The organism is Chryseobacterium vaccae (genome assembly GCF_009602705.1).
Lineage (GTDB): Bacteria > Bacteroidota > Bacteroidia > Flavobacteriales > Weeksellaceae > Chryseobacterium > Chryseobacterium vaccae.
The window spans coordinates 1,056,120-1,079,458 of the sequence record NZ_VSWH01000001.1; the positions used below are offsets into that span (position 1 = coordinate 1,056,120).

General features: G+C 37.8%; 21 protein-coding genes. 14 read left to right on the plus strand and 7 right to left on the minus strand.

Annotated features, from left to right (window positions below):
• Positions 1-49: 49 nt before the first annotated feature.
• Complete coding sequence (locus tag FW768_RS04830; protein WP_185151936.1) at positions 50-685, plus strand: HAD family hydrolase; 636 nt, start codon at positions 50-52, stop codon at positions 683-685.
• Positions 686-713: 28 nt separating this feature from the next.
• Positions 714-1,280 (plus strand): RDD family protein, encoded by a 567-nt coding sequence (locus tag FW768_RS04835; RefSeq protein WP_153393137.1) that lies wholly within the window; start codon positions 714-716, stop codon positions 1,278-1,280.
• Positions 1,281-1,440: 160 nt separating this feature from the next.
• Here the strand turns inward: FW768_RS04835 and FW768_RS04840 are convergent, their stop codons facing one another.
• From FW768_RS04840 to FW768_RS04850, 3 genes are all read right to left on the minus strand, one after another.
• Entirely contained in the window at positions 1,441-3,012 is a 1,572-nt protein-coding gene (locus FW768_RS04840) for a M20/M25/M40 family metallo-hydrolase (RefSeq protein ID WP_153393140.1), read from the minus strand.
• Positions 3,013-3,432: 420 nt separating this feature from the next.
• Positions 3,433-4,581: a hypothetical protein gene (locus FW768_RS04845; RefSeq protein WP_153393143.1), complete on the minus strand. Its 1,149-nt coding sequence runs from the start codon at positions 4,579-4,581 to the stop codon at positions 3,433-3,435.
• A gap of 218 nt (positions 4,582-4,799) precedes the next feature.
• Positions 4,800-4,976 carry a histone H1 gene (locus FW768_RS04850; RefSeq protein ID WP_040994607.1) on the minus strand — a complete coding sequence of 59 codons (177 nt, stop codon included), beginning with the start codon at positions 4,974-4,976 and terminating at the stop codon, positions 4,800-4,802.
• Between the two features lie 597 nt (positions 4,977-5,573).
• Here FW768_RS04850 and FW768_RS04855 point away from each other — a divergent pair.
• From FW768_RS04855 to FW768_RS04870, 4 genes are all read left to right on the plus strand, one after another.
• Positions 5,574-7,058, plus strand: coding sequence for a M1 family aminopeptidase (locus FW768_RS04855; RefSeq protein ID WP_153393146.1), 1,485 nt, complete (start codon positions 5,574-5,576; stop codon positions 7,056-7,058).
• A 114-nt stretch (positions 7,059-7,172) separates the two neighbouring features.
• Positions 7,173-7,679, plus strand: a complete 507-nt coding sequence (locus FW768_RS04860; protein WP_153393149.1) for a hypothetical protein — start codon at positions 7,173-7,175, stop codon at positions 7,677-7,679.
• Positions 7,680-7,840: 161 nt separating this feature from the next.
• Positions 7,841-8,755 carry a helix-turn-helix domain-containing protein gene (locus FW768_RS04865; RefSeq protein ID WP_153393152.1) on the plus strand — a complete coding sequence of 305 codons (915 nt, stop codon included), beginning with the start codon at positions 7,841-7,843 and terminating at the stop codon, positions 8,753-8,755.
• A 94-nt stretch (positions 8,756-8,849) separates the two neighbouring features.
• Entirely contained in the window at positions 8,850-10,055 is a 1,206-nt protein-coding gene (locus FW768_RS04870; RefSeq protein WP_153399790.1) for an MFS transporter, read from the plus strand.
• A 15-nt stretch (positions 10,056-10,070) separates the two neighbouring features.
• Here FW768_RS04870 and FW768_RS04875 read toward each other — a convergent pair whose 3' ends face one another.
• On the minus strand, positions 10,071-10,421 hold the full coding sequence (locus FW768_RS04875) for a DUF488 domain-containing protein (protein WP_153393155.1): 351 nt from the start codon (positions 10,419-10,421) through the stop codon (positions 10,071-10,073).
• A 437-nt stretch (positions 10,422-10,858) separates the two neighbouring features.
• On the opposite strand from FW768_RS04875, the gene bla (FW768_RS04880) reads away from it, so the two are divergent.
• Genes bla (FW768_RS04880) through FW768_RS04900 form a run of 5 tightly spaced genes read left to right on the plus strand, consistent with a single transcriptional unit; the run spans position 10,859 to position 15,151 of the window.
• The gene (gene bla / locus FW768_RS04880) at positions 10,859-11,749 is read left to right on the plus strand and encodes a class A beta-lactamase, subclass A2 (RefSeq protein WP_153393158.1); all 891 of its coding nucleotides are present in this window, start codon (positions 10,859-10,861) and stop codon (positions 11,747-11,749) included.
• 4 nt (positions 11,750-11,753) lie between these two features.
• Entirely contained in the window at positions 11,754-12,425 is a 672-nt protein-coding gene (locus FW768_RS04885) for an alpha/beta hydrolase (RefSeq protein WP_231128631.1), read from the plus strand.
• Positions 12,426-12,441: 16 nt separating this feature from the next.
• Entirely contained in the window at positions 12,442-13,200 is a 759-nt protein-coding gene (locus tag FW768_RS04890; protein ID WP_153393161.1) for an alpha/beta hydrolase, read from the plus strand.
• 18 nt (positions 13,201-13,218) lie between these two features.
• A complete protein-coding gene (gene bla, locus FW768_RS04895) occupies positions 13,219-14,106 on the plus strand; it encodes a class A beta-lactamase (RefSeq protein ID WP_153393164.1) in 888 nt (295 codons plus the stop codon).
• Positions 14,084-15,151 carry a serine hydrolase domain-containing protein gene (locus FW768_RS04900; protein ID WP_231128632.1) on the plus strand — a complete coding sequence of 356 codons (1,068 nt, stop codon included), beginning with the start codon at positions 14,084-14,086 and terminating at the stop codon, positions 15,149-15,151. Before bla (FW768_RS04895) ends, FW768_RS04900 begins: the two co-directional genes overlap by 23 nt.
• Before the next feature lie 244 nt (positions 15,152-15,395).
• On the opposite strand, the gene FW768_RS04905 is transcribed toward FW768_RS04900, so the two are convergent.
• The 3 genes from FW768_RS04905 to FW768_RS04915 form a co-directional block, all read right to left on the minus strand.
• Entirely contained in the window at positions 15,396-15,653 is a 258-nt protein-coding gene (locus FW768_RS04905) for a hypothetical protein (RefSeq protein ID WP_153393167.1), read from the minus strand.
• Positions 15,654-15,755: 102 nt separating this feature from the next.
• Positions 15,756-16,856, minus strand: coding sequence for a lactonase family protein (locus FW768_RS04910; RefSeq protein ID WP_153393170.1), 1,101 nt, complete (start codon positions 16,854-16,856; stop codon positions 15,756-15,758).
• Positions 16,857-17,087: 231 nt separating this feature from the next.
• Positions 17,088-18,641, minus strand: a complete 1,554-nt coding sequence (locus FW768_RS04915; protein ID WP_153393173.1) for a restriction endonuclease subunit R — start codon at positions 18,639-18,641, stop codon at positions 17,088-17,090.
• 438 nt (positions 18,642-19,079) lie between these two features.
• Between FW768_RS04915 and FW768_RS04920 the strand changes: the two genes are divergently transcribed.
• The 3 genes from FW768_RS04920 to FW768_RS04930 are packed head-to-tail and all read left to right on the plus strand — an operon-like array spanning position 19,080 to position 23,322.
• Positions 19,080-19,526 (plus strand): hypothetical protein, encoded by a 447-nt coding sequence (locus FW768_RS04920; protein WP_153393176.1) that lies wholly within the window; start codon positions 19,080-19,082, stop codon positions 19,524-19,526.
• A complete protein-coding gene (locus FW768_RS04925; RefSeq protein WP_153393179.1) occupies positions 19,523-21,802 on the plus strand; it encodes a GMC oxidoreductase in 2,280 nt (759 codons plus the stop codon). Before FW768_RS04920 ends, FW768_RS04925 begins: the two co-directional genes overlap by 4 nt.
• An 11-nt stretch (positions 21,803-21,813) precedes the next feature.
• Entirely contained in the window at positions 21,814-23,322 is a 1,509-nt protein-coding gene (locus tag FW768_RS04930; protein WP_153393182.1) for a ferritin-like domain-containing protein, read from the plus strand.
• Positions 23,323-23,339 lie beyond the last annotated feature (17 nt).

A 23,339-nucleotide genomic window follows, 5' to 3' on the forward strand; every position in this document is an offset into this window, starting at 1 on the left:
TTTTTATCGCATTAATCATGATTAAAAATTAAAATATAAACACCGCATTTTGAAATATAAAAATTTAATTTTCGATTTAGACGGAACCTTATGGGATTCCAGAGCATCTATTATTAATATATGGAACCACGTTTTAACTCAGCACCAGCTTATTGAAAAAGAACTGAAACCTGAAGATATGGATCAGTATATGGGTCTGCTGACGGACGATATTGTCAAAATGATTGCACCGGGAATTACAGATCAGGAGGTTACAACAATCCTTGCTGAAATTGCAGCACAGGAGAACATCATTTTGCGTACCCAGGGCGGGATCCTGTATGAAGGTGTTGAAGATACTTTAAAAGACCTGTCAAAAACACACAATCTTTTCATTGTGAGCAACTGCCAGGACGGATACATTGAAGCTTTTCTGGATTTTTACCAATTCAACAAACTATTTACAGATTTTGAATCTCATGGCCGGACAAAAAAACCGAAAGCTGAGAATATAAAACTGATTATGGAAAGGAATACGATGAAGCATAATGATACCATTTATATTGGAGATACCCAGACGGATTATAGCTCTTCAAAATCAAATGGTCTGCCTTTTATTTTCTGTGAATATGGCTTTGGAAAACTGGACATTCAAGAGCAAAGGTATTCTGTTTCAAAATTTTCAGAGTTGAAAAATTATATTTAACAAATTGAAAAACTATTCAGGGAGCTCCATGAAAATATCAGAAACTAAAGAAAAAAAGATCATTCACAGACCCACCCGTTATTTTGACGAACAGGGTAACAGAATCTATAATTCTTTTGAATATGATCTTCCTTACAACCCTTCTTATAAAGACAGTGAACGGAAAAGGGTTTTTGCCAAGCTCATTGATATGCTCCCCTTCTTTCTCATCTTCCTTATCATAGGTAAAGAGATTGCTATAGTAAGTTTCATATATTCTATTCCCTGTGTAATTATCTTTGGAGCAATATCTGAAACCTATTGGAGGACTACCTTAGGAAAAAAGGTATTTAAAATGAAAGTGATTGATGACTTTGGGAATTATCCCAGATTTTTAAAGTCATTGAGCAGGAATTTTTTATGCCTTATCAATTTCTTTCCCGTCTTTACAGATTATATTCCACCAGCTCATCATACCTGGGAAGCAGAAGGTACCCGTATGAATTTCAGCATGCACCTCAATAATACAATCTGCAAAACCTATATCGTTCAGGAGAGTAGAATCAAGGAAATAAAAGCAATGCTTCAACAGAAAAACATCAAAACGGCGCATTGAACAGTACAATATTTCTCAATTAAAAAAAACGAAAAAGACTGTCTCTCCAATAGAAACAGTCTTTTTTGTCTATCATTTAATTTTCAGATACCTTTAACGGAAAACAAGGAATAAGTTTCATTGATCAGGAAACTCCAGCACCCCGACTTTTCTATTCCAATTATTTATAATCTTTAGAATCTCTTCTCGGTTCTTTTGCTTCCGGCCATTTCATTGTTTCACCTTTGTCATCCTGCGGCATTACCCTTTTCTCTCTGTTGGAAAACTCAGGATCTTCAGAAGCCATATAAGCCAATGCAGCGGTAAGAACTACATTATTTTTCACCTCATCAAAAACAATTTTATCATAGGTATCTTTTGTGGTATGCCATGTATATCCGAAATACCCCCAGTTCAGAGAGCCTAAAGAAATTCCCGGCACTCCTGCTGCTACGAATGAAGCATGATCGGAACCTCCGCCACCAGGCATTCCCGGGAAATCAGTTTTAATATGTCCTCTTACTGATTTTGGCACTCCGTCAAGCCATCTTCCGATATAGTCGTAGGCTTTCACAAACCCCTGCCCGCTGATGTTAACCACACGTCCCGTTCCGTTATCCTGGTTGAAAGCAGCCTGCACTCCTTTTATAATCTGAGGGTTATCGGCTACAAAACCTCTGGAACCGTTCAGTCCCTGCTCTTCGCTCCCCCAAAGTCCGATAACGATTGTTCTTTTGTTGTTCGGGTAATATTTTTTCAGAAGCCTCATCGCTTCAAGCATCGTAATGGTTCCCGTTCCGTTGTCAGTTGCTCCCTGTGCCCCATCCCATGAATCAAGGTGGGCAGAAAGGATTACATATTCATCCGGCTTTTCTTTTCCTTTAATCATCCCGATGGTATTGAAGTTTTTGGCATCAGGAAGTATTTTAGACTGGGCATCAATTTTAATTTTAGGCTTTGCTCCTTTTTCAGCCATTCTGTACAGCATTCCATAATCTTCCACATCAATATCAATCATTGGAATTTTTGTAGTCTTGGCCCCGAAAATCCGGTTTGCCCCCATGATGCCTGTCCAGTTTGAAATCACAATTCCTGCGGCTCCTGCTTTTTCCAGAGCTTCCGGAAGCGTATTATTATCGTAGCCTATATTTTTTACATAGGCGTTAAAATCCTTTGTTGCCTGTTCTTTTTCTGCTTTAAGCTTTTCATAAAGTTCAGGAGTTGCAAATTCTTTTATCTGTTCATCTGAACGTCCGATTTTCTGATACTGGGCAATCAGTACTATTTTTCCTTTTACAGAAGACAACCATTGATCAAATTCAGCTTTGGAGGCTGCTTTTGGAAGAATAATTACTTCTGCTTCCACTGCTTTTTTAGTCGCCGGACTCCACGCCAGCTGTGTTGCAGACAGTGATTTTATCCGCGGGTACACCATATCTACATGGGTAGTACCTCTCTGCCATCCTTTCCAGGTTCCAAACTGCTGCAGGTTAGCTTCTATCCCCCATGATTTGAGCTTTTCTGCTGACCACTCGTTGGCGGCAAGCATTTCGGGAGTTCCTACAAGGCGTGGACCAATGCCATCCAATAGCTCATAAGCCAGATTTTCCAGCTGAGAATTGCTGTTTACTTCATCTACAAAACTTTTTACTATGGGATTAAGTTTTTCTTTCGAATCTACCTTGATCTGAGCCCACGAGAACTGGGCTGCCAGCACAACTGCCGGCACTGCAAAAAATCTATTTATCTTCATAACCTTTATTGATTGCTTAAAGATAAAGGAATTTAGGGAGATAATGAAAGCAAAAAAGCCGATATGAGGCGATTTATACAAAAAAAGAAATCTTTAACACTAACCAAACAATACCCATTCAGAAAAATCTGCGAAATCTGTGCGATCTGCGGGAAACAAAAAAATAGTTTATCAAACTGGGGATTTTTTTGTTGGAAAACGCAATAGACACAAGGGTTTAAACCATTATAACGCTTTTAAGGCGCAAGAAAACCAAAGGTTTACAGCTATTTTCACACCGATTCTTCCTTTACTGAATGTTAATGCTCTTGCCGTTATTAGGGTTAAACCAACAACGATCCATTCAAAAAAAATCTGTAGAAGAAAAAAGCATAAAAAAGACCGCCCAACCGGACGGTCCCATTGTAATAAAATAAGAATTTATTTTCCGTTAATAAAAGCCTGCTCCTCCTCAGACAGAAGAATCGTTCCGTCCTTTTCTTCTTTTACAGGGACATTTTCCCAGATATTTTTACTAAAATCTACCTTTGAAGAAAGCCCCCTATCATTGGATTTTGCGAAGGTATTATAAATCACCTCCCTGCTGAATTTACGTTCGTGTTTTTCCCCGTCATAAACTGCCACATATTTATCCCCTTCCAGTTTGCATAGAGCAGGCAAATACATTCCGTCTTTTTTATAAAAATCAAAAATAAGCGAGGCATCTCCCAACTGATAATCGTACTCTCTTCCATCTGTAGTTTTTCTTTTCATCATTGGATAATGGGTCTGCAGGTAATGGGTTTCAAAATAGGTAATCGTTTTATCAGTCTTATTATATTTAAACTCTCCTTTTATCTCAATACCGGCACCGGATTTTATTTTAAAAGAAATCAGCTGTTCGTCTCCTTCTTCAAAAATCAACCTTCCTGAATATTTTGAATCTTTATTTTTTATGTGAGTCATTGTGCGGTTTAGTTCAAAATTGAAGAAATAATTCCCCATATATTCGTGGGAGAAATCATTGGTATTGGCTATGAAAACACTGTCGGATTTCATATTCCTCATGTACTTCACATTATTCAGCTGCATCTGGAGGATTTCATCATAGTTCTTCCGGATTCCGTCCCTGAAGTTATATTCGTTGCTTTTACTCCATAACTTCGTTTCTGCAATAACCAGGAAATAAAGCTTATCATTATCTATCTTTTTTTCTTTATACACCACATCATACAGGGAAGGCTCATTATAATACCGTTTGTGGTAGTTTTTGCTTACATCCTGAAATAGTTTTTTGATATCTACATCTACAATTTTAATTTCTCCGATATCTTTATAAAGCGGCTTCAATTTTACTAAAGCACTAAAAGCTCTTACTTTTTCTTTCTGATAGCCCGAAGCCGATATTTCAAAACTGGCAACGTCTGAATTAACGGGTGCAAATCCATCTTCATTGGTGTATATAATCTGATTACTCAGAAGAATCCTCGCATTAGGAACAGGACTTCCGGTTTCAGAGTCTACAACTTTCAATTTCTGAGCAGAAAAAATTCCGAAAAAAAAGACAAATAATAAATAAGAATGTTTCATGGGGTTATTAGTTCATTAATTTTAAAATCAATGCCACAAATATATATGCAGAAACGGAAAAAAAAGAGTGGTTTAATACAATTTAATAGTATTTAACTTTTGGAATGTAATTTTAGTAAAAAATACTTAAAACTGGGAGATTTTAACATCTAATACAGTGAATCCTTAGAAAAATCAAGACATAAAAAAACCGGCTCGATGAGCCGGCTGGAACTGAACTATTTTTTAGCTTCTTCTACAGAAACTTTTCTGAATTCTTTGAACAGTTTGCTAAGTTCTAAAGCTGATTTACGAGCTCTTGTACCTGCAGCTTTGTTTCCTTTTTCTGCTTGTTGGTTAGCCTCTGTTGCGAACGCTTCAAATTCTGCGTTGATTTTTTCAATTAGTTCTTTCATTATTTTTAAAATTTAGGCTGCAAATATAGGTTTTATGGTGATTCCAGCCTAACTGAAGATAAAAAAAATGAGGTTAATTCATCAAAATTCTATGTTTTTATCGAAATTCTTCTTGTTGCACACCCTGAATGTTGGAAAAACGCAACGGCACAAGGCTTTTTTGGATATTGAAACGCATAATAGGACAAAAGAAATTCTCTACAGGTCATGGATGCTTTTGAGTGTTTTTTTGCTAAAGGGTGCAAGAATTTTAATGATTAAAATATTTTAGGGCGCCAGCAGGTTTTGGAGCTATGATTAACAGCCGAAGACCAGCAAGTTGATTCTACACTTAGCTTCCTTAAAAATATGCATAAAGAATCTGGAACTTTGCGCTCCAAAAAAAGCATCAATACCAATAGATTTGCCACAGATCTCTCAGATGACACAGATGTTTTGAACGTTTTTTCGCTCGCAGATTTTGCAGATTTTTTTGAATACGCTTTTTTGGTTATTTAAAATCGGTGAAAGAACATAATAAAATATTTTAAAGCGTGATTATCAAAAGACAACCAACCTTTTGACCATTTTAACTACATTTGAAAAAACAGTTAACCGATGATCCAGAAATTATTTTTACTACTTCTTATTCTACCATTGTCTGTATATGCTCAAAATAAAATCAGCTATAAAGTGTATTATGGCAAAAATGCAGAGCAGGATGGTTTAAAAGTACAGGTAGATTATACCGGAAAAAACTCTTCACAAGTTACCGATTTCTATTACAGCAATGAAAACTGGGGTGAAAAAGACCTTTTTAAATGCCTAATCCTGCGCCAGGAAGACAATCCTGAGATCCGATTTGAGATGCAGCCGGAAAAAGATTTGGTCAAAATTCACCATAAAAACAGTAAAAAAGTTTCTTTTACCTATAGAATCAAACAGGATTTTGAAGATCCCAACCATCGTATTTTCAACCGCCCAAGGATCAAAAACCATTTTTTTCATGTTCTTGGGAAGAACTTATTCGTTGTTCCGAAATCTTTCACGGAGATGCCTGATGATCAAAAGTTTGAATTTTCTGTTGAGTGGATTGGTTTTCCTGCAGATTTTAAGATTCACAATACTTTTGCCAGCCAGGTTCGTCAACAAAAGATCAAGACCGTGTTATGGGAAGGTTTTTACAATTCCCTTTTTGTAGGTGGTGATTACAGAATCTATGATTTTAAAGTTCATGATCAACCTGTATATTTTGCTGTCCGGGATGAATGGAATAACGGGTTTTCTGATGATTTTCTGTTTTCAAATCTGAAAAAAGCGGTACAGTCTCAGCGTGATTTCTGGAAAGATTATGACCAGGATTATTTTACTGTAATTATGAGTCCTACCGTCTCCCGGAAAGACAGCACATTTAAAGGATACAGTACTACCGGATCGGCCATAAAAAATGCGTTTATGATCCAGGGAACAAATAATCCCTTCAATAATAGAAACAGTTATCTTTATCTTCTCCATCATGAAATGATGCATGACTGGATTGGAACTACCATCAAAAACAAGCATGAAGAGCTTAACTACTGGTTCAGTGAAGGGTTCACAGATTATTACACCTATAAAAACAGGCTGAGAATCAAAGATATTTCATTGGATGAATGGATGAAGCTGTTTAATGAAGAAGTAATTAAAAACCACTGGAAAAACCCACAGCGAAACATTATGAATTATACCATCAAAGATGATTTCTGGAAAAGCCGTGATATAGAAAAAGTTCCCTACAGGCGTGGAGCTATCTTCGCTTTCTGGCTGGATAACCAGATCCTGATGAAAAGTAATTATAAAAAATCGCTGGATGATCTGATGCAGGAACTGCTGAAAACCTGTAAAGAGAAAAACCTGAAGTTTACGGATGAACTTCTTTTGGACCTGGCTCAGAAATACCTGGATAAAGACATTTCTTACTTTTTCCAGAAACATATCCTCAGCGGAGCAGATATAGATCTTGTGAATGAGAAATGGATCAACGGTCTGCAGTTTAAAACAATAGACAATATCCCGCAGATACAGGCGGATAAAAATGTTGAGTCTAAATATATTTTACGTTGAAAGATGGAAAGCAGGCTGAAAATTTTCCATCTCTTTTAACTGTACCAATTAAATTTAACATAACTGTATCCCTTTTGAATGAAATAATCTTATAATTTTGAATAAAAAAAACTCATGGAGATCATTTCAAAATTTAAAGTAGGTTCTGAAGAGGGAATTTCTGATCTTATATCCATCATTGATTCTTCGGTCTACAGTCTGCATAAAGACTTTGTTTCTGAAGAGGACATTCAAAAATACATCAAAAATGAAATAGACCCCAGAAAGATGATCAATGATCTGAATGATCTTTCCAACCAGCTGATTATGACCTATGCTGACCAGAAACCAGTTGGATACAGCATTATAAAAAGCGGTACTACATATCCCGGAATTTCTGACGGAAAAAAAGCTACAGAGATCAGTTTTATTATTCTCCCTGAATTTAATGCTCCGGAAACAAGGCAATCCCTCTGGAAAAAATGCAGATCGGCAGTGAGCTTTACGGATGTACTATGGATCAATATGCTGGTTCATGATCCGCTTCTGGAGTTTTTAAAAGAATCCGGTTTTACAGTGGTTGCGGATTCCAAAGCAGGACCTTTTCAGCTTCCGTCCCATGTACTGACAATGGAGATTTAGAGAGAATGAAAGACAGAGATCTCATGTAATGTTCTGTTCTGGGAGAAATCCATACAACAGAGTACTTTTGGTTTAAGGACTTCAACAGCTTCCCTACTCCAACTTCTGGCTTTCTGACTTCACCATATTTCCGTATCTTTGATTTTTATAATTTCAATACCATGAGTGACCAACTGGAAACCATAGAGGATTATTATCGTCGCATCCGTAAAGATCAGATCAAAATATTTGATTCTGAAGATTTTGAAATGGGAAAATCCCACTTCAATATTTCAATGCGGAAGTATTGCAGTTTTAAAAGCCCTTACAACCGCCGTGATTATTATAAGATCAGCTTTATCATAGGAAAAGGCACGATTCATTATGGTTCACACCAACTGTATATTGACCGCCCTGCCCTGTTTTTTCCATCGCCCAGCATTCCGTATTCATGGGAATGTGACGGAGATTTCCAGGAAGGCTATTTCTGTCTCTTCAACCAGGAATTTTTTAACGGAAATTCAGAATTCAATCTTTTTAAAAAGACCTCCCTGTTTAAGGAATGGAGCAAGCCTGTTGTTTTTTTAACGGAGGAACAGACACAGCTCGCAACACTTTATTTCGACCAGATTTACAGGATGAACAATTCTGCATATCCGTTCCGTTGCAACAGCATTAAAAGCCATCTGGCTTCTGTTCTTCATCTGGCCCTGGAAAACCGTGTGGATGACATTAATCCTAATGAACTGCCGGCTAATATCCGCCTATATCGTTTATTTGATGAATTACTCAACAGACAGTTTCCTCTGGACTCTCCGGCTTATCCGCTGGCTCTGAAAACGGCTTCTGATTTTGCAGAGCATCTTAATGTACATGTTAACCACCTGAATTCATCGGTAAAGTCGGTTACCCAGCTTACCACCACCCAGATCATTAAAGAAAGGATGTTTGAAGAGTCTAAAAACCTTCTGAAATATACCAACTGGGATATTGCTGAAATAGGCTATACCCTGGGATTCGATCAGCCTGCCCACTTCAATAATTTCTTTAAAAAGCATGCCGATGTCTCTCCGCTTAAATTTAAAAACGCATTATAAATCTTTGATTTTTGTAATTTTTACTTTGTCTTTTAAAATTCATTCCTGTTATTCCTGATGTACTTTTGTACGGTAAAAAAAATGAATGATTATGTTGGTGAAAGAAGCATCTGAAAAACGAATCAGATTAATAACGATCATGGCTTTTGTGTCAATTCCGCTTTCCGGATTTGTCACTGATATTTACCTGCCCTCCTTTCCTTCTATGGCTAAAGAAATGCAGGTTTCTGAGAAAGATATTCAAATTACTTTAACATCTTATCTGCTAAGTTACGGGATTTCCCAGCTGTTTGTAGGGGGTATCCTGGACAGTATAGGACGCTACCGGCCCAAATTACTGGCCTTATTTCTATTGATCCTGAGCAGTATCCTGATTACGATGACAGACAGCATTTTCCTGATATGCCTGCTTCGTATTCTCCAGGGAGCCGCCGTTTCTGTTCTGGTTGTGGCTACCCGTGCTATATTTGTAGATATTTATGATTCTGAAAAAGTAAAGCATTACCTGAGTTATTTCACTATTGTTTGGTCGTGCGGACCTATTTTAGCGCCTTTTTTAGGCGGATATCTTGAAAAGCTGTTCAACTGGCACGCCAATTTTCATTTTCTGGCGCTGTATGCGGGAATTCTTTTCCTTTTCGAATGGTTTTTCAGCGGAGAAACCCTTCCGGAGAAGAAGAAACTGGATCTTTCTGAAAATATCAGTTTGTATAAAATGATGCTAAAGAACCGTATTTTTATGCTTGGGATCATTATTCTGGGGCTTAGTTATTCCATCGTCATGCTTTTCAATATTACCGGCCCTTTTATTATTGAAAACACGTTCCATTTTACTCCGGTTGTGATTGGTTACTGTACGCTGATCTTAGGTTTTTCATGGATGATTGGCGGTTTTATCGGAAAACGCAGGCTTAAACTTGATTTTAAGGATCGGATATTACAGCCTATTATCCTGCAGCTTGTCCTGATTACCGGACTGATTATTACCGGATATTTTGCAGAAAGTCTTTTTATCATGATTCCGTTTGCCTTCTTTATTCATATCTGTTCAGGAATTCTGTTTACATCATTCTTCACAACAAGTATGCTGTATTTTCCTAAAAATGCAGGAACAGCCGGAGGTTTGATGGGCGGATTGGTGTATGTGATCACTTCGGTTACCAGTTTTATCATCTCTGTAAGCGGAACAGTCACGGAGCAAAATGGTCTGGCGTGGCGCTATCTTATTATTGCTCTTTTTCTTCTGGGAATTATCCTGATCATGAACCAAGCCGTAAAAAAAGAAAAAGCAGAGAGTTAATCCCTGCTTTTTTGGCTATAAACTTTCGAGATATTGTTTTAAAATAATGGCATGACAGTGATTTTTGTCTTTTGCAGCATATAGCAGCGTGATCTTTTTCTGGTCTTTGTAACGGAGCAGGAAGTCTTTTCCATGATTACTTTCATGAAGTTCCTGCCTGTATTTTTCGGAGAAATCTTTCCATAATTCAGGATCGTGATGAAACCATTTCCTGAGCTCTGACGAAGGCGCCAGATCTTTATCCCATTCATCAATAGCTGCATGTTCCTTAGAAATACCTCTCGGCCAGAGACGGTCAACCAGAACACGGAGACCGTCTTCCGGGGAAGGTGTTTCATAGATGCGTTTCAATACTATTGTAATCATCTCATATTTCGTTAAACTAACCTAAGAGTTCGAGTTAAGGCTGGAAGTTCTTTTTAGTTATAGGTATTAGAAGTTATTATAAAATTGAATTAATTTAAAGAAAGATAACCACCTATTATCGATGGCCTTCATAACTTCCCTCTTCCAGCTACCAGCTTCAAACCTTTAATCTCTCCCGAACTGAGTTTAAGTTATTAAATTTACTGATATTTAGCTTAATAAGCTCATTCTTTTCATAGAATAACCTGTCTTTTAATTTTGGAATAACGCCCTCTTTTTTACAGGAGAATTTTTTTTATTTTTTTCAAAAACCGTACAAAGTGCTTTCTTTTTTTGTTTAATTTAGCGAGATACTGAACAGCATTCAAACTGAATTTCCCATACAGTCTGAAATATTTAGCCAATACATTAAAACTATAAAAACGACCTTTCACAAAATGAAAAAAATTTTGTTTCTGGCTTCGGTCTGCGTACTTTCCATACAACTGAGCGCCCAGTCGACCGAAAACTTGCGAAAAGAGATCAACCGGATTATAACGGCTAAAAATGTAACTGCCGGAATATCGATCAAAAACATAGAGAACGAAGATACATTAAGCATCAATGGACATATGAGCATGCCTATGATGAGCGTTTTCAAATTTCATATTGCCCTTGCAGTACTGGATCAGGTTGATAAAGGCAAACTAAAACTGTATCAGAAATTCCTGATCAAGAAAGAGGAATTGCTTCCTGACACCTGGAGTCCTATCCGGGATGAATTTCCTGATGGGAATATCCATCTGACTCTTAACCAACTGCTACGGTATATGGTTGCCCACAGTGACAACAATGGCTGTGATATTCTTCTGAGAATGATAGGAGGCCCTGAATTCGTTCAAAAATTCATCAATAAACAGGGAATCAAAGATATTACCATTAAACTGGATGAGGAACAGATGGGTAAAGCCTGGGAAAATCTGTATGTCAATGTGACTACTCCTGAAGCCACCACTCTTCTGCTGGAAAAGTTTTATAATGGAAAAATTCTGAAGGAAAATACAACAGACTACCTTTACCGGATCATGGTGCAAACCTCACGCGGACTGACCTGGATGAAAGCAGGCCTGCCTCCCGGAACCGAACTTGCTCACAGAACAGGTATTTCCGGGAATAATCAAGATAATATGAGAGCAGCCATGAATGATGTCGGAATTTTTAAACTACCCAACGGGCAGCATATTATCCTTTCAGTCTATCTGAAAAACATTAAAGAAGAACGTGCTGACACTGAAAAAATAATCGCAGATATTGCTAATGCTACCTACAACTACTATAAAGCTCAATAGAATAATGACCATAAGAGAACTCATCCTGTCTGCACTGATTTCAATAATCTCTTTCAGCTGCCAGCCTCATAAGAAAACAGAAACTGTCCCGGAAGAAAAGAATTATGTGTTTTTTCTGCACAATAAGTTTTTAGAGAACCATCCTTCAGGAACTATTTCCCCTGAATATAATACTAAAGCTGAATATAATGAAATACTGGCTTCTTTCAGGAAGGACGGCTTTGTTGTTATCAGCGAGAAAAGAAAACCTAAAACGGATGCTGTAATGTACGCCAGGAAGGTGACAGCCCAAATCGACAGTTTAACGGCAATGGGAGTCAAGCCCGATCACATTACCGTAGTCGGTACTTCCAAAGGCGGATATATTGCTCAGTTTGTTTCAACGTATGCTAAAAACCCGGACCTTAATTTTGTCCTGATCGGCTGTTATCAGAATTCTGATATTAAGGAAATTCCTGACATCAATTTCTGCGGAAATATTCTGACTATTTATGAAAAAACTGATAGTTACGGAGTATCTGCCATCAAAAGAAAAGAACTGTCAACTCTTCCTGTTACCCGTTTTAAAGAAATGGAAATCAATACAGGGTTAAAGCACGGGTTTTTATACCTTGCTTCCGATGAGTGGATTCTCCCTGCTAAAAAGTGGGCCGCCAGAAATTATGACCTTAAATAACTCAGCTTTTAACATCATGCGGTATTTACTATTTATTATTTTAAGTTTACTTTTTATTCAGTGTTCTGTGAAAACCGGCGGTATTGCAGTTGCCAGTGCTGATTTTGAACCGGATACTTTGACTTATTTCGATCAATCCAGAGACCGGAAGATCCCGATCGCCATTTATCACCCTAAAAATAAAAAAAACTATAACCTTACTCCAATCATTTTCAGCCACGGGTGGGGTGAGAATAAAGGCGGTGATTATTTTGTTTACTCTTACCTCACCAAGCTTCTCGCTTCAAAAGGGTATTTTGTTATAAGCATACAGCATGAGCTGCCTACCGACGAAATACTGGCAATGGATGGAAATCTTCAGGTGACAAGAATGCCCAATTGGGAACGTGGTTCACAGAATATTCTTTTTGTCCTGAACAAACTAAAAACCGATTTTCCTGATCTTGATTACCATAAACTGGCTGTAATAGGACATTCCAACGGTGGTGACATGACCGCTCTGTTTGCTCATCAGCATCCGGAAATGATCTATAAAGTGATTACCATGGATAACCGGAGAATGCCTTTGCCCAGAACAACTCATCCTAAAATCTATACGCTTCGCTCCAAGGATTACCCTGCGGACGACGGAGTTCTGCCTACGGAAGAAGAAAAAAAGAAATACGGAATGACGGTTGATTTCACCCCTGTCAACCATGGCAATATGGATAATGATGCAACTCCGGAAGAAGGAGAATATATGACCCTCAGAATTCTCGAATATTTAAAGAATTAATCATTTTAATAAAATACCATGCAATCTGTAAGATTTTACTGTACTGCCTTAAGCCTTATGCTGGGATCGTTCAGCCTGAATGCTCAAAAAGCCCATACTCTCACTCAAAAAATTGAAAACATTATTTCCGGTAAAAAAGCGGATGTAGGAGTTTCTGTTATCGGAGTTCAAAAGAATGATAAAGTCCAGATCAATGGTGAAAAATTTTATCCGATGCTGAGTACCTTTAAGTTCCCGATTGCTTTAACAACGCTTCATCAGGTTGAAAAAGGTAAGCTAAGGTTGGATCAAAAGATGCTCATTAAAAAGGAACAACTGCTGGAAGATACCTGGAGCCCCTTCCGGGAAAAATATCCTGAAGGAAATATTATCATTACCTTGGAAGATGCTTTACAATGGATGATGTGCTACAGTGATAACAATTTAACGGATATTATCCTAAGACTGATTGGGGGTACGGAACCTGTACAAAAGCTTATCGGCAGTGATTTCATCATCAAAAACGATGAAGAAGGCATGCACAAAGACTGGGATTCTCAGTTTATCAATACGATCACCCCCAATAAGGCGGCTAACCTGTTAGAAAAGTTCTATCAGGGAAAAATATTGAATAAAGCGCGCACTCAATGGCTTTATAACGCCATGCTCAATAACCAGACCGGGCTGAAACGCCTGAAAGGAAAACTCCCGGCCAATGTAAAAGTTGCTCACAGAAGCGGAACTTCTTTCACCAATGAAGCGGGCATGACAGGTGCAGTCAACAGCTACGGAATTATTGAACTTCCTCATAACAAAAAAATCGTGGTTGCCGTTTTCGTACACAATACCTATGAAAGCTTTGACAACGCTGAAGCCATTATAGCAGATATTTCCAAAGCCGCTTATGACCATTATAACACTAAATAAATCCATGTTTAAAACCCATTTTTTTTCTGCATTACTTACTGCTGCACTATTCAGTATTCCTGTAAAAGCCCAGAAATCTGATTCCTATGTAAAGAAAATCGACAGTATTATTACCTCTTCAGTGCCTTTACAGTTCACCGGGGTTGTCCTCGTGTCCCAAGCCGGGAAAACCAAATATCTGAAAGCGCATGGATACAGGGATTTTGATAAAAAAACTCCCCTGAAAACTAATGATCAGTTCGAGATTATGTCCAATTCAAAGCAAATTACCGCAGTCCTCGTCCTGCAGGAAGCTGAAAAAGGAACTCTTGATCTTCAGACCCCGATCAAAAAATACCTTCCGAAACTTACTCAATCGTGGGCTGACACGGTAACAGTGCACAACCTACTGAATCATACCCACGGTATTGTGGACACGGAAAAACCACTGGTTATCAAGCCGGGTTCGCAATTCAAATATGGTAATTTATCCTATGCTCTTTTAGGGGAGATCCTTGAAAATACAACGAAAAAGAAATTCACGGAGCTGGCCCATTCCCTTTTCAGGAAACTGAAAATGAATAAAACCTTCTGCTACGATCCACAGAATAAGCAATCCTTAGTTCCGGGATACAGAAGTGAAAATAATCAGTATCAGAAAGTTGATGAAACATTCATCAATAACGAACTGCTCCCTGCTGCCGGAATTGTTTCCACAGTTCAGGATCTGGCGAAATGGGACCAGGCGCTGTACAAAGGGAAATTGCTTTCGTCCAAATATCAAAAAGCGATGATGACAGCTTCTACTCTATCTCAGCACAATGTTTTTGGAAAAGAAAATATGGGATTCGGGTATAGCGTGAGGGTTATCAAAGAACAGGGTCTGGATTATTTCGGGATCACAGGACTGGGAGACGGCTTTACCTGCCTTAATGTGTATTTTCCTTCCACAGACACCAGTGTAATTGTTCTTGAAAACCAGATGCCAAGAAACAGCGAATATTGGAGTTATAAAGAAGCGACTATTAAGAATGCGGTGCTGAAGAGTATTATCAGCAGCCATTAGTTTTTGGACTGTATTTTTAATGCATAAATTTTGGATAAAGCCGGATTGGAAGATTTTATTTTGTGCAATGGGCTAAAGCCCATTGCTACTGAATAATTCAGTATACATAACTATATCTGTTAAGAATAAACCATAAGTATTCCTGTACTTTAGATTTTAAAATTTTATCGGAATCTGAATTAAGGTTAAGGAGGTTAAGGAGGTGAAAAAGCTAAAAATTATCCTAAAAAGATGAACCTTTTTTTTATTCATCCCGCCAGTTGTGTCCGCAATGCCTGCACTGCTTAGCCAAAGGGGTCCTGGCCAATTTTCCGCATTCCGGACAGTTGTTAAAGAATACCTTTTCCGGAATTTCCGTCATGATCCTTTTCATTGTATTTTGTTCAAATTCATTATAGCCATTTTTCAAAAGAGCGATTACTTGCGGATCCTGGTTTATCCAGCCTCTTTCGATCATTACCTGTCTCATCTGAGAATCTTCAGATGTTTTACTGGTGTACATATGGTACTTCAATGCTGACTGTTCATCGCCGGTCCTTCAATGTCCAAAATAATTCCTGATATAGTCTATTACCTCTTTATCCATTCTGTATCTGTAAAAAAATTAATATTTTCTGATCTGTACGGAAGTTACATTTCTTATTTTAACCCGGCCTCCTACTTTTTTCAGCAGTCCAGTTTCTGCATTTCTCTTAAATACAAACACATCACTGCTTACAACATTGGTTACGATCAGGAACTTTCCGGATTCATCTATAGCAAATGTTCTCGGATGTTTTCCTTTGGTCGGCTGATAGCCTATATTTTTCAGTTTTCCGTCATTCTGAATGGAAAAGATCGCAATATTATTTTCATGTCCGCGGTTGGATGCATATAAAAACTTACCATCAGGAGAAATATGAACATCCGAGCCTTCAAAATCCTCCTTGAATTTTTCAGAATGGGTAAACATCCTTTGTACAGGGGTTAATTTCCCGTTTTCGTATGAATATACACTTACTGCTCCTCCCATTTCTTCAATACAATAGGCAAATTTTCCGTTCGGGTGAAAAGTAAAATGCCTTGGTCCGCTTCCTAAAACGACCTGTGTAAAAGGAATCTCAGCAGTCGTTAAAGGTTTATCTTTTTCATTTTCAAACTGATAAGCTCTGATCTTATCTGCTCCCAAATCAGGAAGAAAAACATAGTTAAAATCAGGAGAAAATACAGTTGAATGGATATGGGAACGGTCCTGCCTATCCCGATTGATACTCCCTTCTGAAAACTGGAAATTCTGAACTGCAGGCTGAATCATTCCATCCTCCGAAACCGGATATACAGAAACACTTCCCTCTGTATAATTCCCATTAACCAGCCATTTTGCATTTTGATGGGCCGTAAGATATACCGGATTTTCGCCGCCGCTTTTTTGGCTGTTGATAAAGGTCAGTGTCCTGTCTTTGGGGCTAAACTCAAAACTGCTTACACTTCCTGCATTTTTCGTTTTGCTTTCTGTACAGGCAAAAAGATACTTACCGTTGGGAGATAAGGTCAGGAATGACGGATTCAGAATATTTTTTGCTGAGGTTACTTTAGATAGTTTTCCACGGACGGTATCCAGTTCATACACATAAATCCCCTCTGTTTCTTTATCCCAGTTAAATGAACCAAAAAATACGTACGTATTCTGTGAATATAATTTTACACTGGTTAAAATTATAGTCATCAAACTCAATGCTTTCTTCAATTTTCGTTATTCGTTTTTAATGGATTGTTTTGGGGAGTGGTACCCGATGAGGTACAAATTTATGGATTTAGTTCAGAATATGACAGTATGAAAAAGTATATTATTGAATTTAAAGCCTACTTCGTCGCTGATGAAGCTGGATGCTTATCCGTACGCTTCGACGAATTGAATGCCTGTTAACCTTCCTTTAATAAGAGTTTAATATATTTTCTAATAAGTTTTTATTACATCTTTACCTATCAAAACCTTTAATTGCCCAAATATTTCCTCATCATTTATATTTTGCCAATGTTTTTCAAAAGCCGGATTAAAACGATCAAAATATTTTTTCCTTTCTTTATAAATTATTAATCTTTCTTTATCGCAAATGCCAAAAACAGTTGATTTCATCAGGCGAGCGTAGGATAAAGCTTGATTGTACGACTTTGTTTTTTCAATGTTGGAACTCATATCAAACTTTGCTTCAATTATCATTGGTGCATTCTGGAAATAAATTTCACCTTTTGGCAGGAATACAAAATCAGGAATTGCTTTTTCTTTTCTTCCTGCTTTTTGTGATAATTGTCTTGTCCAATCTAAGTTAGAATATCCCAACTTTTCCAGTAATGGAATTAACAGCTTTTCTTCAACATCCTTTTCACTTTCTAACTTCTCATCAAATTCTAAATTAGGTTTATGCAATTGTGGTAAAACAGAAACATCAAATCCTTTATCTTGTAATAAACGCTGTAATTCTCTATAATCAGTAGCTGAAAATCGAATCCCGTTTACACCTTGAAAATTCTTGCGGGTAATAGAAAGTTTTGAAAAATAAGAATCTCCCTTTAGTTCTTTTATTGTTATATGAGGAACAACAATTCCATTACTGGTCCTCGTTCTGCTGTTATAATAGTTAAAGGGTGTATAAACGCCATCAATATCTGCTCTCCAAATTGATTGAATACAGCTGTAAGGTGCAAGAACATACATCACAATTATATCTCCTCGTTTTGTATTTTCATTACATGCCCAAACAGATTTTGCGTCTATAATAGGGTTTTGCAAAAAAGTCAAATAATCTTCTTTACTCCCCCCAGTTAACCATACATTTGTTGGCTCCGGCATTTCTATCTTCATTCCGTCTTCTTCTAACAGCATCAATGCAAAATCGTAAATACAGGCACAAATTTCTTCTCGTTTCAACTGATTTTCATTTGCAAACTTTAAAATATTGTCATTAAGTTTATTATAAAATAACAGCCGTCCTCTTTTATCTGACTTTACAGGCAGTTTTGGTATTGGAATTTCTAAAACATCTAATATTTTCATGAAAACATCAAATTGTTCACGAAAAAGAACAGGAAAGAAAAACCCATCACTGTAAAAGTAAAGCATGAGTGAAATCTCCGATAATATAGCACAGAAAGATTTATAATCTTTTTGGACAATTATTGGCCGTGAGTTTTCTTGTATAATTATCTCTCCATGTGAATTTTCTTCAACAAAAAAAACTTCAAGATGATCAATTAATCTTATGAAATATTCAGAATCACTCTCTCCATTTTCTATAAATAACCTATTTACAATAATATTATCGATGATTAGAAAACAGTTATCTAAAAAATAATCTTCAACATCAGGTCCGCCAAAATATTCATTATACTTTTGAAAAATTTGTTTAGCTTTTAGTTCAAGATCGTCATTTTCAATATCAAAAGTAAAAAGATCAATCACTTCTTTTCCTTTTTTTGAATCTTTATATAAATTCCAGAAGTTTTTATTCATTTGATATAAATAGCATTAGTTTTTATCATGGCGTTTAAGAACCTATATCAATTCACTAATTTACATATTTAGTCTGATAAGAAATAGACTATACATTTGTTGACTGAAAAATAATTAACAGATAAAAGAAAATCCCACCTATTTAAAATAATTCTAAATTAAGTGAAAACAAATCACTCCAAATCTCTTTATTTAGAGTATTTCATGTGCCGTTTAATTTAAACACTTACAAAAATTACGTAGAAATACTGAATCGTATGTAACGGGATCTCGGTAATTTCGGGATAAACAAAAACTGATCATTATGGATAGCCCTCAAAGCCACAAACCATTTCTGAAAATGAGATGGGTGTTCAAACAATGCCCAGAAATTTCTGACAGAAAGCCCAGCCATGATTACAAAAATAAAGATACCACAACCATCAAACTTTTAACGAAATGATTATTACGAACAAAATCCTCAACGTTGATGATTATTATTTCGACGTGTTTATGTCGATCTCACAGGCCCTTACCGGATTTACGGTGAACGAACTTCAATCTACAGGGCTCACAGAAACGTACTACACTTACATTCTGGGAAACCTTGACGCAGGTACGTTTGTAGAATTTCTGACTGTTTCTAAAAATGTGCTTGAAAAGTCTTTCACTGAAGATCAGTTAAAAAATGCAATTGTTTCTGAAATCGTCATGAATCCAGGAATGAGTGATATTGCTGATAAGGTAATTACTTTATGGTACCTAGGGACCTGGGAAGGAGCTTATATCAACGATCTTTCTTATCAGGAAGGACTGGTATGGAACGTGATGAATGCCCATCCGCCGGGGGCCAAACAACCCGGTTATAAATCCTGGGCAGTTGAACCTGTAAACAGCAACTCATGAGAAAGCCTACCCACAAAAAAGATGTGATCATCGTAGGAACAGGGATCGCCGGATCGCTGATCGCTAAACTGCTGACGGATCATGTGTACAGCGTGAACGGAAAAAAATTCATTCATCGTACGGCAGCGAATCTGAGATTTAAAGAAATACTGGCAGAAATTGATTTTGAATCAGTTAAAAAATTAGAACATCTGCCTGCATCTGCTTCCTATCAAAACGAAATCAACAATTCTAAAGACAGGACTCATAAAGAAATTGATGCTCAGGCAGCTAAAAAGAATATCGATCCCAAAACGCTTGAAAACAGGATTGGATTAGAGCTTTTTAAAACCTATTTCTTTCTTGAATTCTATCACGAAATATCGATTCTGATGTATGAAGCCGGTCTGGAAGCCGGGGTTGAACTGGATTCTGTATCATCCATGACCAATTATACTGAGTATATGCGTACTTTTTATACTCAGGAAGCCAAAGTTCCGAATTCTCCTTATCCCAATTTAAAGCAGGCTCCTTCACCCAACGTTCTGGACGTCGCACAGATCACTCCTCCATTTCCTGATAAAAAAGGATATCTGGTTCAGTTTGGCCCTATGGCCTTTGCAAGTGATGCGATCCGGGTTGGAGGCGGAACTACCCTCCACTGGCTGGGAACTACTCCAAGAATGCTTCCCAATGATTTCAGACTTACAGAAAAATATGGCATTGAGATCAATAAGCCTGATTCTTCCGACAAAAGCCCGATCAACTGGCCGATTGATTACGATACTTTAAAACCTTACTACGAAATGGCTGAATTCGAGATCGGTGTTTCCGGAGATGTTTCAAAACAGGAATATCCCATCGATGAAAGTATGGAAGAATACTATGGCAATTATGTGTTTCCGATGGAAGAAATTCCCCAAAGTTACATGGATAATCAAATCATTAAAGGCCTTAAAGATACAAGTGTTAAACTGAATTTTGAAGAAATCCAGTTACTGTTGGTTCCTTCTCCGCAAGGAAGAAATTCTGCCCCAAACCTTCGATACGGAAATACAAAAGTCATCAGGGCAAAATATAAAAAGCCTGGCTACAGCCTGGTGCTGGACGATTCGGAAAAAGAAGAATACAAAGCGCTCGGATCCATCTGGAATCCTTATATGGGCGAACGCTGTGAAGGTAATGCTTCCTGTGTACCGATCTGCCCGGTTCAGGCCAAATACAATGCTTTAAAAACCCTGAAAAAGGCATTGTATAAAATCAATGAAAATGATAATCTTAAACGCAATCCGCATATAGAGATTAAAGCTCAGAGTGTGGTGTATCGTTTAAGCGTTGACCAGAAGAGAATTTCGAAAGTTCATTTGAGAAGATATACTTCAAAAGAGAAAACAGATTTTATAGAAGAGTTTATTGATACTTCAGATTCTATCGTTATTCTGGCAGCCAATGCTTTTGAAAATCCAAAAATTCTGTTGAATTCAAAATATATGGTTACCGAAAACGGCCGGCAGGTAGAAAAAACAGTGGCCAACAACAGCGATCAGGTAGGAAGAAATTTAATGGATCATATGGTCATGCTGACCTGGGGGTTGTTCCCTGAACCAGTATATTCCTATAGAGGGCCCGGATCGACTACCAATATTTCGTCTTTCCGTGACGGGAAGTTCAGGAGTGAGTTTTCGGCATGGATCTCTCCGCTCGATAACTGGGGATGGAGCTGGCCTGCCTTTTCTCCGGGATCAGATCTTTCGGAATTCTTAGGACAGGGGCTTTTTGGAACAGATTTGAAAGAAGCTTTAACCTACAGGCTTTCCAGACAGGTTTTATTCCATTTTGAAATTGAACAGCTGCCGAATCCTAATAACAGAGTAACCATTAATAATCAGTACATGGATGCACTGGGCATTCCGCGTCCTGTGGTACATTACGAGCTTACGGATTATGAAAAGAAGGCAATGGAACAGGCAAAACTGGCTTCAGACCAGATGTTTGAAAGGCTGGGAATTCAGGATTTCACCAAGTATAACGCGACAGATCCCAATACAACGGTATATAATAATGTAAGATATTCTTACAACGGAGCCGGACATATTGTGGGAACCCACAGAATGGGCTCTTCACCGGACGACTCTGTAACGGACAGCTACTGTAAATCCTGGGATCACCCGAATTTATACATCGTCGGAGCCGGAAATATGACAACGTTGGGAACCTCCAACCCTACTTTAACCTTATCTGCATTCACGATCCGTTCAGTAGAATCTATCCTGACCGATCTGGAAGCCCATTTTTAAAAATTAAAATCATGAGACAAAGACTTATCAATAAAACAGAACTTCAGGAACAGGAAACAATACCTCAAAGTAAAGCGGCAACGTTACGGTCTTCGAAGGCTTTAAGTAGGGATACTATCGTTGCAGACGACACTTCTCTACAATCTTTATTATTTGACTCCACTTTAGGTAAACAAGAATGGACTGACGGATTAAAGCATCACAGCAAAATGCTGACGAACCTGCTGCTCAATGACCAGATTGAAGAGTTTGACCAGTATTTAAGTTCACAGTTCGGCTCAAAAATTTCAGATTTACCGCTTAAGGATAAAAAAGCATCTAAGGTAAAAAAGGGATTAGCTGCTATTGATTACCGTCCTGTTCTTCAGGATCTTTTACAGACAGCTATCCTTATTGAGCATTCTACCATTCCTCCCTACCTTACGGCTCTTTATTCCATCAAGGAGGGAACGAATCCATTGGCTTCACAGATCATCAGAAGTGTGGCTGTTGAAGAAATGCTTCACCTCATCATGGTTTGTAATGTTCTGAATGCAATCAATATCCAGCCTTCTGTGAACAAACCACAGAACTACCCTGTTTATCCGATGAAATTGCCCATGAATGTTGATTTCTATGTCGGTCTCGAGACGTTTTCACCCAATAGCATTGCCACTTTTATCGCTATTGAAAGTCCAAGCAGTCCTCTAGTAAAAGCTCCGAAGTACAAACCGGAATTTGAATTCAGTGCAAAATTAGCCAAAGGAATGGCCGTGCAGGAAAACAATTTCTGGACACTTGAAAATATGAAAGGTTTTATCATGGAAAATGTTCATACCATCGGAGAATATTATGATGTTCTGTTCTTTTATATTACGGTTTTCCAGATTATTGCCTATTATCAGGAACACGGAAGCCTTCCTACCAGCTTCAAAGAATTAAACACAGGAGGAATTTTCACAGGAGATCCCGCCAAACAGATCCGCCCGGAACAATATTATGGTAGCGGTGGAAAATTACATGCGGTAGAAGCTCTGGAAGGGGTAATTGCCGTTTTCCAGGAAATCAAGGGACAGGGTGAAGGTGCAGATGATTCTATTTTTGATGTTGATCCTTCCCAGTTTGAAGAGGGAGTGGAACTGGCTCATTATTTCAGATTTAAAGAAGTTTTCCATGAGCATTTCTATATTGGAGGGAATTATGAGCCTTTCATGGATAAAGACGGAATGATGCCCGTTGCTACCCCGCCGACAGGGAAACCTCTTCCTGTAGACTGGAGTGCGGCTTATCCTATGAAAGAAAACCCTAAGCTAAGCGATTATACGGACAACAAAGAGTTATATGCTCAGGGCGTGGAATTCAACAAGACCTACCGCCGTTTATTAGATGCCATCCAGAGCGCAGTGGAAGGCAACCAGAAAGAACTGGAAAAATCAATCATGTACATGTATGCCCTGAAAGAACAGGCTGTCGGATTAATGAAACAGCCATTGGATTCTCAATATACAGCAGGTCCTACTTTCGAATACATCAGTTTGTAACCATAACCATAAAAACA